Origin of the sequence: Sulfitobacter sp. SK012 (assembly GCF_003352085.1) — a bacterium.
Classification (GTDB): Bacteria; Pseudomonadota; Alphaproteobacteria; order Rhodobacterales; family Rhodobacteraceae; genus Sulfitobacter.
In genome coordinates this window covers 3,736,279-3,751,533 of the sequence record NZ_CP025804.1, presented here as the reverse complement: position 1 = coordinate 3,751,533, position 15,255 = coordinate 3,736,279, and the positions used below count along the sequence as shown (strand labels likewise).

The window sequence follows — 15,255 nt, the reverse complement described above, 5'->3', positions numbered from 1 at the left end:
ACAGCCTGCAGCGTAGGTATTCAGGACCAAGGAAATTATGGATCATTTCATCTACAAGAACGGTGCACTTTTTGCTGAAGACGTTGCAATTTCTGAAATTGCGGCAGCCGTGGGTACGCCGTTCTATGTCTATTCAACAGCGACCTTGTTGCGGCATTTTCAAGCATTCGACGACGCGCTTGATGGCATGGAACATTTGGTTTGCTACGCAATGAAAGCCAATTCCAACCAAGCCGTCCTGCGCACACTCGCGCAGGCTGGGGCGGGGATGGATGTTGTGTCAGGTGGCGAATACCTGCGTGCCAAAGCCGCGGGCGTGCCAGGCGAGCGCATCGTGTTTTCCGGCGTAGGCAAGACCGCCGAAGAGATTACGTTGGCGCTTGAGGGCGGTATCCGCCAATTCAACGTGGAAAGTGAGCCAGAGATGGTGGTGCTCGACGCGGTAGCGCGCAAGCTTGGCGTGGTTGCTCCCATTACGATCCGCGTGAATCCAGATGTGGACGCCAAAACCCACGCAAAAATCGCGACCGGAAAATCTGAGAACAAGTTTGGCATCCCAATCGCACGTGCGCGCGAAGTCTACCAACTTGCCGCGTCGATGTCGGGCCTCAAGATTATCGGCATCGACGTTCATATTGGCAGCCAGTTAACTGACCTTGCCCCGTTTGAGCAGGCCTACCAGAAGGTCGCCGAGCTGTGCGGTATCCTGCGCGCGGATGGGCATGATATCATGCGGCTTGATTTGGGCGGTGGGCTAGGTATCCCTTACGAAAAAGGCAATACCGCGCCGCCTTCACCAGTGGAGTACGGTGCAATGGTCCAGAAGACACTTGGGCATTTGGATTGCGAAATCGAGATTGAACCGGGCCGTCTGATCGCAGGCAACGCAGGATTGATGGTGAGCGAAGTTATCTATGTCAAATCAGGCGAGGGGCGTGATTTCCTGATCCTTGATGGTGCGATGAACGATCTTATTCGCCCTGCCATGTATGAAGCACACCATGATATTGTTGCGGTGATTGAGCCAGCCGTAGGCGTTGATCAACAGCCCTACGACATTGTCGGTCCCGTCTGCGAATCTGGCGATACATTTGCCAAGCAGCGGATGATGCCGCCGCTCGCAGCAGGGGATCTTGTCGCGTTTCGCAGTGCTGGTGCCTACGGTGCAGTGATGGCCAGCGAGTATAATTCGCGCCCCCTTATCCCCGAAGTGTTGGTGCATGGCGATCAATTCGCGGTTATCCGCCCAAGACCGACCTTTGACGAAATGATAAATCGAGATACCATTCCTGAATGGCTTTAGGAGCGCTCCGCCCCTAGGCTGCCCAAAACGAAGGTTCCTCATGGCGACATTCACTCCCAACGATCTACGCCGCGCAATGGCCGCCGTGCGCTGGCCGCTGCGTTGGACACGTTTGGGTATGTTCGCCGAAGCTGCGGTTCAAAGCCTGTGGCCGTTGATGACCGTATGCTTGTTGTCGTTGGCGGCGCTGATGCTGGGACTGCACGAAACACTGCCGATCGAAGCGGTTTGGGCCGCGTTCGTTGTGGCCATTTCGGCAGCAATTGGCGCGCTGGTTTACGGCCTGCGTCGGTTCAGGATCCCATCAAAGGGTGCCGCAATGGCCCGGTTGGATGCGAGCCTGCCCGGCAGGCCAATCACCGCACTTTTGGACGTTCAAGCGATTGGCGCTGAGGATGATGCCTCAGCCGATGTTTGGCGCGCCCATAAACAGAGAATGGCGTCGCGGGCTGAGGCTGCGCGCGCCGTGCCGGGCGATCTGCGGGTCTCGGACCGCGATCCTTATGCGTTGCGTTATGTGGCGGTGCTTGCCTTTGGCATCGCTCTGCTTTTTGGATCGATCTGGCGTGTTGGAAGCGTGACTGAAATGGCACCCGGTGCGGGCGGGTTGGCAAGTGGGCCGGTTTGGGAAGGCTGGGCAGAACCACCGCGCTACACCGGGCGTCCAACGCTGTATCTCAATGACCTCAACGAAGGCGTGCTGCGCCTGCCGGTCGGCACGCTGATGACGCTGCGCCTTTACGGCGAAGTCGGGGCGTTGGCGCTAGAAGAAACCGTCTCTGGTGCGGTGGCGACACTAGAGGAATCGCAAGAACTTGCACAAGATTTCAAGGTTTTGCAGGACGGTGAAATTGCAATCAACGGACCAGATGGCCGACGCTGGGATGTAAGCGTGATGGCGGATCAAGCCCCCAAAATCAGCATTCTTGGGCAGCCCGAAGTGGCAGCCCTAGGCGAGATGCGTTTGCCCTTTGCCGCAGAGGATGACTACGGGGTTGAGGCAGGAGAGGCGCGTATCACGCTTGATCTCGCCTCGGTGGATCGACGGTACGGCCTGATCATTGACCCTGACGTTCGGCCCGAAATTGTTATCCCCTTACCGATGCCAATTGCGGGGGACCGCGCGTCGTTTGAGGAAAATCTGATCGACGATTTCTCCGAGCACCCTTGGGCGAACCTGCCAGTGACCATCACCCTTACAGCGCTTGACGCGGCAGAGCAGCAGGCGGTGACGGCACCTAACAAGATAACGTTACCAGGTCGTCGATTTTTTGATCCTTTGGCGGCCGCAGTGATTGAGCAGCGCAGATATCTGCTTTGGAGCCGCGCGAATGCGGGTGAAACAGCACAAGTTTTGCGCGCGATCAGCTATTTGCCCCAAGATATTTTTCGCTCTGAAACCACAGCACTGCGTCTGAACCGTCTGATCTCACGGCTTGAGTTGCGCGCCAGTTATGGCCTTGACGAAGAGGTCCAAGATGATCTGGCGCAAGAGCTATGGGACCTCGCGCTTGAATTGGAAGAAGGCGACTTGGCGGACGCGCTTGAACGGATGCGACGTGCACAGGACCGACTGAATGAGGCGATGAAAAATGGTGCTTCGGATCAGGAAATCGCAGAGTTGATGCAAGAATTGCGCCGCGCAACCGAAGAATACATGCAGCAGCTGCAACGCCAGCAGGCCGAAGAGCAAGAAGGCGAACAGAACCAGCAACAACAGGGCGAAACCATGCAGATGACGCAGGATGACCTGCAGCGCATGATGGACCGTATCCAAGAGCTGATGGAGCAAGGCCGCATGGCCGAGGCCGAACAGGCGCTCAAAGAGCTGCAAGAGCTGATGGAGAACATGCGCGTCACTGAAAGCCAGCAAGGCCAAGGCGGGCAGTCGGCTGGCGAACAGGCCATGGAGGACCTTGCCGAAACCCTGCGTGAACAGCAGGGGCTGAGTGATCAGGCGTTCCGCGATCTGCAAGAACAGTTCAACCCCAATGCGCAGACGGGAGAGAGCCAGCAAAACGAAGGCCGCAATGGTGGGCAAGGGCGCGGCGAAAGCCATGAGGGCCAGAACGGTCAAGGCCAAGAAGGCGAGCAACAGGGGCAAAACGGTCAAGGTGGCCAACAAGGCCAAGACGGCAGCGCCGGTGGACAAGAACAGGGTTTGGCCGAACGGCAGCAAGCGCTTCGTGATGAATTGAGCCGCCAAGAAGGACAGCTTCCCGGTCAAGGAACGCAAGAAGGTCGCGATGCCCGCGAGGCGCTTGGGCGTGCGGGTGATGCGATGGATGAAGCCGAAGAGGCGCTGCGTAATCAGGATTTGGCCGAGGCCATCGACAACCAGTCACAGGCTATGGAGGCCTTGCGTGAAGGCATGCGGTCGCTTGGCGAAGCGATGGCGGAAGAAGAGCAGAACCGTCAGGCTGGCCAAGGCACTGCGGAATCGGATCGCCGTGGGGACAACCGGGATCCGTTGGGCCGCGAGCAAGGCTCCAACGGGGCGTCAGGCAGCGATAATGATCTGACCCTGAACGATGAAGCTTATGGCCGCGCACGCGAGTTGCTGGATGAGATCCGTCGCCGCTCAGGCGAGACAGCCCGCCCCGAGGTGGAGCGTGACTACCTTAACCGACTACTGGATCGGTTCTGAGTTAAAGTAAGCTGCCGCTCAGGAGGGTTTTGAACTTGATGCCATCGCATCAAGCCACTGCAGGAACGTCGTCACTTGTCCGTTCAGCCAGACGCGCCCCTGATCGATCAACGCTACGTATTGCGTCAACGTGGGTTCCAGCGCTGGAACGGCCGCAGATAGTTGTGGTGCAAAAAGATAAATAGCGCTGAGGATCAACGCGAGCAGCACAATCAGCATGAACCCGGAACGAAACCCACGTTTTTTTCGTTGATGGGTTGGAGCATCGATACGGGTCTGATCACTCGCCCCGCCTTCATCCTGATCGGACGAAGATCGCAGCGAAGAATTGATTTCTTCGATATCCGGAAGCAGGTCACGACGAGAATTTAGCGCAGCCGCCGTGGTTGCAGCGTCATCAAGTTGTTCAGGATCTTCGCCCCGCATCCGAGCCATACGTGTGCGGGACTCGCGGGCGCGGCGCTCTGCGTCATCTTCGGGCGCGCTGTCGTCGATACCCAATTCCGGCTGTGTTTCAAGCGTCGCGGTGTCACGCGTATTGGTACGCGCTTCGCGCTCGGCTTCCGCTTCTTGGCGAAGGATATCTGCCACAGCTGGATCAAGTCGCTTGCGCTCGGGTTCGGCAGCGGGGGGCGTAGGCTCCGGCGGGGGGGATACTTCTTCGTCCGGGGCAGGGGCCGAAATGTCTTCAGCCTCGTCGTCCTCGTCGGACGGCGCATGATCTGCATGGTGTTGATACCAAGTCTGGCCGCAGTTTGAGCACTGCACATCCCGCCCTGTGGTTGGGATTACCTCGTCCGGCACCTCGTATTGTGCGTCGCAATTCGGGCAAGTCAGCCGCATCTCGTGTCCTGCTGCATTAAAGATTGTTCATTTCTAACCGTTAACCTTTAGCAAATGTCATCGTTTGTACACTAAAAGTACACCTAAGACTTGAAGCGTTGCTCAGATGCATTGAAACCCGAACTTTGCTGAGGCACAAGAGGCCAAACAGGATGGGGGCCCTGCGTGATCGAGCTGGAAAATGTGGCTTATAGCTATGGGGGTGGCGAGCTGCTGTCGGATATTTCGCTCAAGCTGGCTGCGGGATCGTTTCACTTCCTGACGGGGCCTTCGGGTGCGGGCAAAACCACATTAATGAAGCTGTGCTACGGCGCGCTCCTGCCAACTGCTGGACAGATCAGGGTTTTTGGAACTGATGTTCGGGAGTTGGACCGCGACGGTATCGCCTTGATGCGCCGCCGGGTTGGTGTGGTCCACCAAGATTGCCAATTCCTCGACCATCTGCCTGTTGCCGACAATATCGCATTGCCTTTGGCCGTGTCCGGGCGTGACACCGATGCTGGTGGCGAAGACCTGAGCGACCTTATGACGTGGGTGGGTCTGACTGATCGCGCTCGGGCTTTGCCAGACGAGCTGTCGGGAGGGGAACGTCAGCGAGCAGCCCTCGCGCGCGCGGTCATCATGTCACCTGACGTGGTGCTCGCCGATGAACCAACGGGCAATGTCGATTGGGAGATGTCGCAACGACTGCTGCGCCTATTGATCGAGCTGAACCGCATGGGCAAAACCGTTTTGGTTGCCACGCACGATCTGAGCCTCATTCGCGCGACAAAGGCGCATGTACAAGCCCGGGTGTTACGGATCGCAAATCGGCGCATTCAGCTTGCGGGGGCAGATTTGTGAAGGCTGCGCTGACCCCATTGCGCCGAATGTTGTCAGGTGATCGTCAAGCTGATCGTGTCGTGCCGCCTTCGGGCTTTACCGCACAACTGACCCTCTTTGCTGCAGGTGCAATGGCCTTTCTGGCAGTTTTTGCGCTGGCTCTCTCTTTGGCCTCAGGTCGATTGGCGCAGCGTTGGGGAGCGGAGCTTGCTCAATCCGCGACTATCCGCATCGCAGCGCCGCAGGACCAGCAACAAGCGCAGACCGATGCAGCACTGCTGATCCTCGAGACAACAAAGGGTGTCGCCAGCGCGCGCGCGCTAAGCAATGAAGAACAACAAGCGCTGCTGGCACCTTGGTTCGGAGCTGATCTGGCGCTGGATGCACTGCCCGTGCCACGGTTGATTGAAGTGATTGAAGAAGACGGAGGCATGGATGCCGCTGGTTTGCGGTTGCGTTTAGCAGCCGAAGTTCCCGGTGCCGTTTTAGACGACCACACCCGCTGGCGCGCTCCTTTGGTCGATGCTGCGGACCGGTTGCGCAGTCTGGGCTGGCTGTCGATCGTGTTGATTGCCGCCGTTATGGGGGCGATGGTGACATTGGCTGCAAACGCGGCCTTGGCGGCAAACGCTCAGGTGGTCAAAGTCTTGCGCTTGGTTGGTGCGACAGATGCCTATATCGCTCAGGCTTTTATCCGTCGCTTCACCCTGCGCGCGCTCGTTGGGGCTGCGGGCGGTACGGTTTTGGGCCTTATCGCAGTGTTTGCCCTGCCGCGTGGTAATGAAGAAACAGCAAGCTTTCTGACCGGGATCGGCTTTCAGGGCTGGCACTGGTTGGTTCCACTTTTGATCCCACCTCTGGCCGGATTGGTGGCCTTTATCGCAACGCGCCTCGCTGCACGCCGCACATTGGAGAGCCTCGCATGAACATTCTGCAGTGGATCAGGTCCATCTTGTTTTCGGCGCAGGCAACGATCGCAATGCCCATCATTGGCCTACTCTATGCACCTTGGGCAATGTTCTCAAAACGCGGTGCTTACGCCGCTTGTAAGGGGTATTCGCGCTATATCTTCTGGACGGCGAGTTGGATGATTGGCATGCGCTGCGAAGTGCGCGGCAAGATTCCATCAGGTGCGGTCTTGGTCGCGTCCAAGCATCAATCGTTTCTTGATATCATGATGATCTTTACGGCGTTGCCCCGCACCAAGTTCATTATGAAAAAACAAATCCTCTGGACGCCGGTGATTGGGCAATACGCAAAGCGGATGGAGATGGTGGCCGTGGACCGTGGCAAGCGCGGCAAAGCGATCAGCAAAATGGTTGCGGATGTAAAAGCGGGCCAACGCGAACCTGGCCAGTTGGTGATCTATTCCCAGGGCACACGTGTCGCACCGGGGCGCAAAGTGCCTTATAAAGTCGGCACTGCGGTTCTCTATGAACAGCTTAACCAGACCTGCATACCTGTGGCGACCAATGCTGGCGTCTTTTGGCCGCGCCGAGGTCTTTTCCGGCGCCCGGGTGTGGCTGTGCTCGAATTTCTGGAACCGATAGAGCCGGGGCTTGATCGCGAAACGTTTATGGCCACGCTAGAAGAACGCGTGGAGGTGGCCTCTGAAAAGCTGCTGGACGAGGCAGGATTTGAGCGGCCCGATGCGTAAGATTTTAGATATCGCGTCCTTAGAAGCGCTCTATGGAACGCCCGGAGCCGCCTCGCTGCGCAAAGTTGCGGATCACCTGACGCCACTTTACCTGAAATGGATCATGGCATCGCGCCTGTGCATCGTCAGCACAGTTGGGCCTGACGGAACCGATGGCAGCCCCCGTGGCGATGATGGACCCGTTGTTTTACCACTGGATGCAAAGACGCTGGCGATGCCCGATTGGCGCGGCAATCAGCGGCTCGATACGTTGCGCAACATCGTAACCGACGGTCGTATATCTTTGATGTTTCTCGTACCGGGCTCAAACACGGTTGTGCGTGTGAATGGCCAAGCCATGGTAACAGATGATGCCGATCTGCGGATGCGTTTTGAAAAGAAGAACCGCCAACCCGCGACTGTTATCGTGATTGAAGTGGCTCAGGTTTATACCCAATGCGCGCGCGCTTTGTTGCGCGCAGGCACGTGGGGAAATGTGGAACAGAGCGATGATTTGCCTTCAGCTGGAGAAATCTTGGCTGAAGTTAGTCTAGGTGAGGTAGGTGGGGCCGAGTATGATGCGGCTTGGGGCGCGCGCGCAGCCAAGACCATGTGGTAGTGGTAGGCGAGCTTTAGAACTTAATAATATTGATGACCTGGCGACCAAAAGAGCAATCAATGTGAAGTGCTTGAAATTTGTTCTCACACCTAAGCCACCCCGCATCGGCTCGCTTTTTTTGGGTGGTCTCGTCATGCAAAAACGAAGATTTTTTTCGAAAGCCTCTGTCGGCCTTGAGCTATAACAATTCGGTTCGCAGCAGCAGCAGCAGCAGCAGCAGCAGCAGACTGATCAGGCTGTGCGCCAAAGATCACATCCGAATTGTTGATCGTCTCATCGCAGTCCCTCAATGTGTCCAAAATCGCAGGCCTCAAGCAAGACGAAGCCTACAGTATGCCAGATTTGAAATTGGGGACGAAAAAAGGAGTGGGGCCCGCGTGCCGAAAATCAAAAGAAATCGGCGCGCGAGCTTGAGCTTATGCGTGAATGGCACCGTCGCCGCAGGCTAGGGCAGCCTCTCGGACCGCTTCTGAATAGGTTGGATGCGCGTGGCAAGTCATCGCAAGGTCTTGCGCCGACGCGCCGAATTCCATCGCGACGCAAATCTCATGAATGAGATCACCAGCCGATGGGCCAATAATATGACAGCCCAGAATGCGATCGGTGTCTTTGTCGGCAAGGATTTTCACAAATCCATCACCGGCAAAATTCGCTTTTGCCCGCGCATTCCCCATAAAGCTGAACTTGCCAACCTTATAGGCGCGGCCTGCTTTCTTGAGCGTTTCTTCGGTCTCGCCAACATTGGCAACTTCGGGATGCGTATAGATCACACCCGGGATCACGCTGTAGTTTACGTGGCCATGTTTGCCAGCAATCACCTCCGCTGCGGCAAGGCCTTCGTCTTCGGCCTTATGCGCCAGCATTGGCCCTTCGATCACGTCGCCGATGGCATAGACGCCCTTGATAGAGGTCTCCCAATGGTCGTTCACAGCAATCTGGCCGCGGTCTGTCATCTTGATCCCGAGCGCATCAAGACCAAGTCCGTCGTGGTAAGGCTGCCTGCCCGTTGCAAGCAATACAGCGTCGGCGTCGATCTCGTGTTCGCTGTCGTCTTTGCGCAGCTTGTAAGTCACCGTTGCCTTGGTTTTTGTCGCTTTGGTCGATTGAACGGCAGCGCCCATGATGAATTTGAAACCTTGTTTTTTCAGCATCCGCTGGAAGACCTTTTGTACCTCAGCGTCCATGCCAGGCGTGACCGCATCAAGGTATTCCACAACCGTCACTTCGGAGCCAAGACGGGCATAGACGGAGCCCAACTCAAGTCCGATGACACCCGCACCGATCACAACAAGGCGCTTGGGCGTCTTTGACAGCGACAGCGCGCCGGTTGAAGTCACAACGATTTTCTCGTCTACCTCAACGCCTGGCAAGGAAGACGGCACAGAGCCTGACGCGATAATGATATTTTTGGCCTCATGCAGATCGTCTCCGACCTTGACCTTGCCCACCTCAGGGATGGACGCCCAACCTTTGATCCAATCAATTTTGTTCTTTTTGAACAGGAATTCGATGCCTTTTGTATTGCCGTCCACAGTACCCTGTTTGTAGGCCTGCATCTGCTTCCAATCAACGGAAGGAGATTTGCCCTTAAGGCCCATCTCAGCGAAGTTGTGTTCCGCTTCATGCAACATATGCGATGCATGCAAGAGCGCCTTGGAGGGGATGCAGCCAACGTTCAGGCAGGTCCCGCCCAGCGTGTCACGTCCCTCGACGCAAGCTGTTTTCAGGCCAAGCTGCGCACAGCGAATTGCTGAAACATAGCCGCCGGGGCCGGAGCCGATCACGATAACATCATAGCTGGACATGGGGGGTCTCCTTGGTGGTGAGGCGCATGATTTTACCGCGCATGTTGATTTGAGGGTAGGGGGGCAGGCCTCCCGGCGCAAGCGTCAGCCCCAGAAGTTTTTCTGGAAGGATGTACGTCAGACAAGCGCGGCGACCAGCATCAGTGCCGTGGCAACAAAGCCGGTCATCCAGATGAAAGACCGATAAGGTTTCAGACCCAGCGCGTAGGCAGGGATATAGAGCACCCGAGCAGCCAAGTAGATCCAGGCCATCACGGCGGTGAAGCCGCTGTTTTGGGAGGACATTTGGATGACGCCAACGGCAATGCCAAAAAGGATCAGCCCTTCGAAATGGTTGCCAAATGCACGGCCAAGCCTTGCTGTGCGTTCTGAGAGGTCACGCGAAGGGGCGCGATCGCGCGGCGACATGGTGTAACCGGGGCTCAGCTCCAAGTTGGCAGGGATGGCGTAAAGCATAAATTGCAAGATCTGCAGGAGTGCCGCAAGCGTAAGAGCGGTGAGTTCTGGGGTCATGCGGTTTCGATGAAATAGGCAGTCGCATGCGTCACAGTCGCGCCGTCATCCGAGCTTAGTGCGGCGGAGCGGTCGATCCATGCCTGGGCGCGGCTGCGGTCGCTGACCTGCAGCAGGATAAATGCATGGGTGTCGCTGTCCGCATCGCGCCAAATTTGTAGCACCGTTAGGCCTGCGTCACGTCGCGCCTCGTCATCTGCGTCAAAGGCGGCCTTCCAAGGCGCATAGCTGGTGATGTTTTGGTAGCAGATCAATTGCATGGCATTGCTCCTTGGGAGGGCAAGTGGGGTGGCGCGGGCGCGCCAGGTGATCATATCACACTTGGTTGCCCGCGCCCGCTGAGCCTTTGTTGGTCTACAGATCCATCAACAAACGCCGAGGATCCTCAAGCGCTTCTTTCACACGTACCAGGAACGTAACCGCGCCTTTGCCGTCGACAACGCGGTGGTCGTAGCTGAGTGCCAGATACATCATTGGACGGATCACGACTTGCCCGCCAATCGCCATCGGACGGTCCTGAATTTTATGCATACCCAAGATGCCTGACTGCGGAGGGTTCAAAATAGGTGAACTCATCAGAGAGCCATAGACGCCGCCGTTGGAGATTGTGAACGTCCCGCCCTGCATGTCTTCCATCGACAGCTTGCCGTCGCGCGCACGGGCACCTTTTTCTGCGATGGCTTTTTCGATCTCTGCAAAACTCATTGCATCCGCATCGCGGATAACCGGAACCACAAGACCCGTGGGCGTGCCAGCGGCAATGCCCATGTGGACGAAGTTCTTGTAGACAATGTCGGTGCCGTCGATCTCTGAGTTGACCTCAGGAACTTCGTTCAGGGCATGTACACAGGCCTTGGTGAAGAAGGACATAAAGCCCAGCTTCACACCGTGCTTTTTCAAAAACAGATCTTTGTACTCGTTGCGCAGTGACATGACCTCGGTCATGTCGACCTCGTTATAGGTGGTCAGCATGGCTGCGGTATTTTGGCTGTCTTTGAGACGCCGCGCAATTGTTTGGCGCAAACGCGTCATCTTAACGCGCTCTTCGCGTGATGCATCGTCAGCGGTGACTGGTGCGCGAGGCGTTGCCGCAGGCGCAGGAGCCGATGCAGCAGATGTACCTGCTGTGATCGCCTTGGCCACGTCTTCTTTCATGATGCGGCCATCACGTCCGGTGCCTGTGACCTGATCACGGCTGACGCCTTGTTCTGCCATTGCTTTCTTGGCTGAGGGTGCATCTTCGACGTCTTTGCCGCCCGAAGATTGCGCCGCTGGTGCCTGTTCTTGCGCGGGTGCAACTGCTGCAGCGGCACCATCGCCCGACGCGATAATCGCGAGCTTTGCCATGGCATCAACGGTGCTGCCTTCTTCGGCGATGATCTCGGTCAAGGTACCTGCAGCAGGGCTGGGCACTTCGACGCTCACCTTATCCGTTTCAAGCTCGCACAGCATTTCGTCCTGAACGACCGTATCACCGACCTTTTTGAACCACGTGCTGACAGTTGCCTCGGTGACACTTTCGCCCAAGGTCGGGACCATCACATCAACGTTCGTGGCTTCGGTCTTGGCCTTTTGAGGGGCTGCTTCTTTGGCCTTGGCCGGGGCATCGCCAGTGCCAGCGCCTTCGCTTATGGTCGCAATGAGCGCATCAACGCCCACAGTTTCGCCCTCGGCCGCAATGATATCTCCCATGGTGCCTGCAATTGGGCTGGGCACTTCGACTGTGACCTTGTCGGTCTCCAGTTCGCAGAGCATCTCGTCAACGGCCACAGCATCACCGGGTTTCTTAAACCATGTCGCCACGGTCGCCTCGGTCACGGATTCGCCTAGCGTCGGTACGCGTACTTCGCTTGTCATGGTTTATTTCCCTTTCACTGTCAGCGCATCGTCAACGAGGGCTGCTTGTTCTGCTTTGTGTTTGCTCGCCAGACCCGTGGCGGGTGACGCGGCGGTGGCACGTCCCGCATAATCGGGTCGGCCGAATTTGGCCTTGATACGCCCCAAGACCCATTCAATGTTGGGCTCGATGAAGGACCAAGCCCCTTGGTTCTTGGGCTCTTCCTGACACCATACCATTTCGGCACCTTTGAACCGCTCCAACTCTTTGACCGCGGATTGCGCGGGGAAGGGATAGAATTGCTCAAAACGCATAATGTAGACGTCCGTAATGCCGCGCTGGTCGCGCTCTTCCAACAGGTCAAAATACACTTTGCCAGAACACATGACGACGCGCTTAATCTTGTTGTCGGCAACCAATTCAGTCTCGGAATTGCCCTGTTGCGCATCGTCCCACAGGACACGGTGGAAACTTGACCCAGTGGTGAATTCCTCTGCCTTGCTGACAGCCTTTTTGTGGCGCAGCAGGGATTTTGGGGTCATCAACATCAACGGCTTGCGGTAACTGCGGTGCAGCTGGCGGCGCAGAATATGAAAGTAGTTCGCTGGTGTCGTGCAGTTGGCCACGATCCAGTTGTCACCGCCACACATTGTCAGGAAACGTTCCAGACGTGCGGAAGAATGCTCCGGCCCTTGGCCCTCATAGCCATGGGGCATCAGGCAGACGAGGCCTGACATCCGCAGCCACTTACTTTCACCAGAGCTGATGAATTGGTCGAACATGATTTGTGCACCGTTGGCAAAATCGCCGAACTGCGCCTCCCAAAGGGTCAGTGCATTGGGCTCTGCCAGCGAGTAGCCATATTCAAACCCAAGTACCGCGTATTCAGACAACATCGAGTCGATCACTTCATACTCGGCCTGCCCCTCGCGGATGTGGTTGAGCGGATAGTAGCGTTCTTCAGTGTCTTGATTGATCAGCCCTGAATGGCGCTGGCTGAATGTGCCGCGCGTGCTGTCCTGTCCGGCAAGCCGCACCTTATAGCCTTCGGTCAGCAACGAGCCAAATGCCAATGCCTCGGCTGTCGCCCAATCAAAGCCTTCGCCCGATTTCATCATCTGAGCCTTAGCATCCAGAAGGCGGCCAATAGTTTTGTGCAAAGGAAAGTCATCAGGTGCCGTAGTCAGGGCGGTGCCTACGTCTTTCAGAGTTGCCTTATTGATGGCTGTTTTGCCGCGTTGGTACTTCGTGTCCTGTTTGTCCAGGTGCGACCATTTTCCGTCCAGCCAATCGGCCTTGTTGGGGCGGTACTCCTTGCCCGCCTCAAATTCGTCGCTCAGGTGGGCCTGAAACGCGGCCTTCATGTCCTCGATCTCGCCTTCCGGGATCAGCCCGTCTTTGACCAGACGATCCGTATAAAGGGTCAGCGTGGTTTTCTGAGTTTTGATCTTTTTGTACATGACCGGGTTGGTGAACATGGGCTCATCACCCTCGTTATGACCGAAGCGGCGGTAGCAAATGATGTCGATCACAACGTCTTTTTGGAACTTCTGGCGGAACTCCGTCGCCACGCGTGCCGCATGAACAACCGCTTCGGGGTCATCGCCATTCACGTGGAAAATCGGTGCTTCGACCACCAGCGCGTTGTCGGTGGGGTAGGGGCTTGAGCGGCTAAAGTGCGGGGCCGTGGTGAAGCCAATCTGATTGTTGACCACGATATGCATTGTGCCGCCAGTGCGGTGACCTTTGAGGCCTGACAATGCGAAACACTCTGCCACAACGCCCTGACCCGCAAAGGCTGCATCGCCGTGCAGCAAGATTGGCATAACCGTGGTCCGGTCGATGTTTTCTTGTTGGTCTTGTTTCGCCCGTACTTTGCCGATCACGACCGGGTTTACGGCCTCAAGGTGTGACGGGTTCGCCGTCAGACTAAGGTGCACAGTATTGCCGTCGAATTCGCGGTCTGATGACGCACCAAGGTGGTATTTTACATCCCCAGATCCATCGACATCCTCGGGCTTGTAACTGCCGCCCTGAAATTCGTTAAAGATCGCCCGGTAGGGTTTTTGCATAACATTGGCGAGGACCGACAAACGCCCCCGGTGCGGCATGCCAATCACGATATCATGAACGCCCAATTGACCGCCGCGTTTGATGATCTGCTCCATTGCTGGGATCAGGCTTTCGCCACCATCCAAGCCGAAACGTTTGGTGCCCATATATTTTACGTGCAGGAACTTCTCAAAACCTTCGGCCTCGACCAATTTGTTGAGGATCGCTTTGCGCCCTTCGCGGGAGAAGGCGATTTCCTTACCCAGACCCTCGATCCGTTCTTTGAGCCAACCGGCCTCTTCGGGGTTGGAAATATGCATGTACTGGAGTGCGAAGGTACCGCAGTACGTCCGCTTCACGATGTCCACAATCTGGCGCATCGTCGCGATTTGTAGGCCCAAAACGTTGTCGATAAAGATCGGGCGGTCCATGTCGGCATCCGAAAAGCCGTAGGATTTTGGATCGAGCTCGGCCAACTTGCCGGTTTCGCGCATGCCCAATGGGTCAAGATCCGCCGCCAAATGTCCGCGGATACGGTAGGCACGGATGATCATCAGCGCCCGAATACTATCAAGCACGGCACGTTGGATTTGATCGTTGGAAATTTCTACGCCCTTGGCGGCGGCCTTCTCAGCGATTTTGCCACCCGCGGCTTTGGCCTCAATAGGCCACTCGCCAGTGAGCGCAGCAGTTAGGTCATCGCCGGGCGAGGGGGGCCAATCGGCGCGTGCCCATGAAGGGCCCGTGGCCTCAGCTTTGACATCGCTGCCCTCGTCCCCGAGCGCTTTGAAGAACGCCTGCCATGCTTCATCGACCGCATTGGGATCGTTGGCATAGCGCGCGTACATCTGTTCCAGATATTCCGCGTTGTGCCCCTGCATGAAGGAGGAGGCATGAAACTGGTCGTTGGCTGGGTGGTCGGTCATAGAAGTACCTCTTGTGGGTGGGGGCCACTTGCGCCCAATTCGCGCATTCGGAGTTTTGTAAAATTAGATCGTATGCTTCTTTCTACGCATGTCAGCGTAGTGAAATAGGCAGATGCAACGAGGCGCAGATTATATCTCATCGCTTTGTTCTACTTAGTGTTTTCAGAGGTGAAGGCGCTACATCGGGCTCAACGGAGCCTCTACAATACAGGTGCCATTGGGCTTGCACGGTTGGATCAGGAGTGCATGCTG

At 56.7% G+C, this 15,255-nt stretch carries 12 protein-coding genes; 6 read left to right on the top strand and 6 right to left on the bottom strand.

All coding sequences use genetic code 11. The features are described from left to right. Positions 1-37: 37 nt before the first annotated feature. Positions 38-1,303 carry a diaminopimelate decarboxylase gene (gene lysA / locus C1J03_RS18315; protein ID WP_114887900.1) on the top strand — a complete coding sequence of 422 codons (1,266 nt, stop codon included), beginning with the start codon at positions 38-40 and terminating at the stop codon, positions 1,301-1,303. A gap of 40 nt (positions 1,304-1,343) precedes the next feature. Next, on the top strand, positions 1,344-3,950 hold the full coding sequence (locus C1J03_RS18310) for a TIGR02302 family protein (protein WP_114887899.1): 2,607 nt from the start codon (positions 1,344-1,346) through the stop codon (positions 3,948-3,950). 18 nt (positions 3,951-3,968) lie between these two features. On the opposite strand, the gene C1J03_RS18305 is transcribed toward C1J03_RS18310, so the two are convergent. Next, positions 3,969-4,793, bottom strand: a complete 825-nt coding sequence (locus C1J03_RS18305) for a zinc-ribbon domain-containing protein (RefSeq protein WP_114887898.1) — start codon at positions 4,791-4,793, stop codon at positions 3,969-3,971. 165 nt (positions 4,794-4,958) lie between these two features. Between C1J03_RS18305 and C1J03_RS18300 the strand changes: the two genes are divergently transcribed. Genes C1J03_RS18300 through C1J03_RS18285 form a run of 4 tightly spaced genes read left to right on the top strand, consistent with a single transcriptional unit; the run spans position 4,959 to position 7,870 of the window. After that, a complete protein-coding gene (locus C1J03_RS18300) occupies positions 4,959-5,636 on the top strand; it encodes a cell division ATP-binding protein FtsE (RefSeq protein ID WP_114887897.1) in 678 nt (225 codons plus the stop codon). Positions 5,637-5,662: 26 nt separating this feature from the next. Next, the gene (locus C1J03_RS18295; protein WP_114887896.1) at positions 5,663-6,541 is read left to right on the top strand and encodes a cell division protein FtsX; all 879 of its coding nucleotides are present in this window, start codon (positions 5,663-5,665) and stop codon (positions 6,539-6,541) included. Beyond that, positions 6,538-7,272 (top strand): lysophospholipid acyltransferase family protein, encoded by a 735-nt coding sequence (locus C1J03_RS18290; protein WP_114887895.1) that lies wholly within the window; start codon positions 6,538-6,540, stop codon positions 7,270-7,272. The genes C1J03_RS18295 and C1J03_RS18290 overlap by 4 nt, the downstream gene beginning before the upstream one ends. Beyond that, positions 7,265-7,870 (top strand): pyridoxamine 5'-phosphate oxidase family protein, encoded by a 606-nt coding sequence (locus C1J03_RS18285; protein WP_114887894.1) that lies wholly within the window; start codon positions 7,265-7,267, stop codon positions 7,868-7,870. Before C1J03_RS18290 ends, C1J03_RS18285 begins: the two co-directional genes overlap by 8 nt. Positions 7,871-8,286: 416 nt before the next feature. Here the strand turns inward: C1J03_RS18285 and lpdA are convergent, their stop codons facing one another. The 5 genes from lpdA to C1J03_RS18260 form a co-directional block, all read right to left on the bottom strand. Then, on the bottom strand, positions 8,287-9,675 hold the full coding sequence (gene lpdA, locus C1J03_RS18280) for a dihydrolipoyl dehydrogenase (protein WP_114887893.1): 1,389 nt from the start codon (positions 9,673-9,675) through the stop codon (positions 8,287-8,289). A 117-nt stretch (positions 9,676-9,792) separates the two neighbouring features. Further along, positions 9,793-10,188 carry an MAPEG family protein gene (locus tag C1J03_RS18275; RefSeq protein ID WP_114887892.1) on the bottom strand — a complete coding sequence of 132 codons (396 nt, stop codon included), beginning with the start codon at positions 10,186-10,188 and terminating at the stop codon, positions 9,793-9,795. Continuing rightward, positions 10,185-10,448: a hypothetical protein gene (locus tag C1J03_RS18270; protein ID WP_114887891.1), complete on the bottom strand. Its 264-nt coding sequence runs from the start codon at positions 10,446-10,448 to the stop codon at positions 10,185-10,187. The genes C1J03_RS18275 and C1J03_RS18270 overlap by 4 nt, the downstream gene beginning before the upstream one ends. Positions 10,449-10,542: 94 nt before the next feature. Beyond that, positions 10,543-12,045, bottom strand: coding sequence for a 2-oxoglutarate dehydrogenase complex dihydrolipoyllysine-residue succinyltransferase (gene odhB, locus C1J03_RS18265; RefSeq protein WP_114887890.1), 1,503 nt, complete (start codon positions 12,043-12,045; stop codon positions 10,543-10,545). 3 nt (positions 12,046-12,048) lie between these two features. Next, the gene (locus tag C1J03_RS18260) at positions 12,049-15,003 is read right to left on the bottom strand and encodes a 2-oxoglutarate dehydrogenase E1 component (RefSeq protein ID WP_114887889.1); all 2,955 of its coding nucleotides are present in this window, start codon (positions 15,001-15,003) and stop codon (positions 12,049-12,051) included. Positions 15,004-15,255 lie beyond the last annotated feature (252 nt).

Coding starts and splice junctions, on each gene's coding strand:
- C1J03_RS18275 (WP_114887892.1), bottom strand. CDS start 10,188: ATGACCCCAGAACTCACCGCTCTTACGCTTGCGGCACTCCTGCAGATC.
- C1J03_RS18270 (WP_114887891.1), bottom strand. CDS start 10,448: ATGCAATTGATCTGCTACCAAAACATCACCAGCTATGCGCCTTGGAAG.
- C1J03_RS18285 (WP_114887894.1), top strand. CDS start 7,265: ATGCGTAAGATTTTAGATATCGCGTCCTTAGAAGCGCTCTATGGAACG.
- C1J03_RS18305 (WP_114887898.1), bottom strand. CDS start 4,793: ATGCGGCTGACTTGCCCGAATTGCGACGCACAATACGAGGTGCCGGAC.
- lysA (WP_114887900.1), top strand. CDS start 38: ATGGATCATTTCATCTACAAGAACGGTGCACTTTTTGCTGAAGACGTT.
- C1J03_RS18260 (WP_114887889.1), bottom strand. CDS start 15,003: ATGACCGACCACCCAGCCAACGACCAGTTTCATGCCTCCTCCTTCATG.
- lpdA (WP_114887893.1), bottom strand. CDS start 9,675: ATGTCCAGCTATGATGTTATCGTGATCGGCTCCGGCCCCGGCGGCTAT.
- C1J03_RS18310 (WP_114887899.1), top strand. CDS start 1,344: ATGGCGACATTCACTCCCAACGATCTACGCCGCGCAATGGCCGCCGTG.
- C1J03_RS18295 (WP_114887896.1), top strand. CDS start 5,663: ATGTTGTCAGGTGATCGTCAAGCTGATCGTGTCGTGCCGCCTTCGGGC.
- C1J03_RS18290 (WP_114887895.1), top strand. CDS start 6,538: ATGAACATTCTGCAGTGGATCAGGTCCATCTTGTTTTCGGCGCAGGCA.
- odhB (WP_114887890.1), bottom strand. CDS start 12,045: ATGACAAGCGAAGTACGCGTACCGACGCTAGGCGAATCCGTGACCGAG.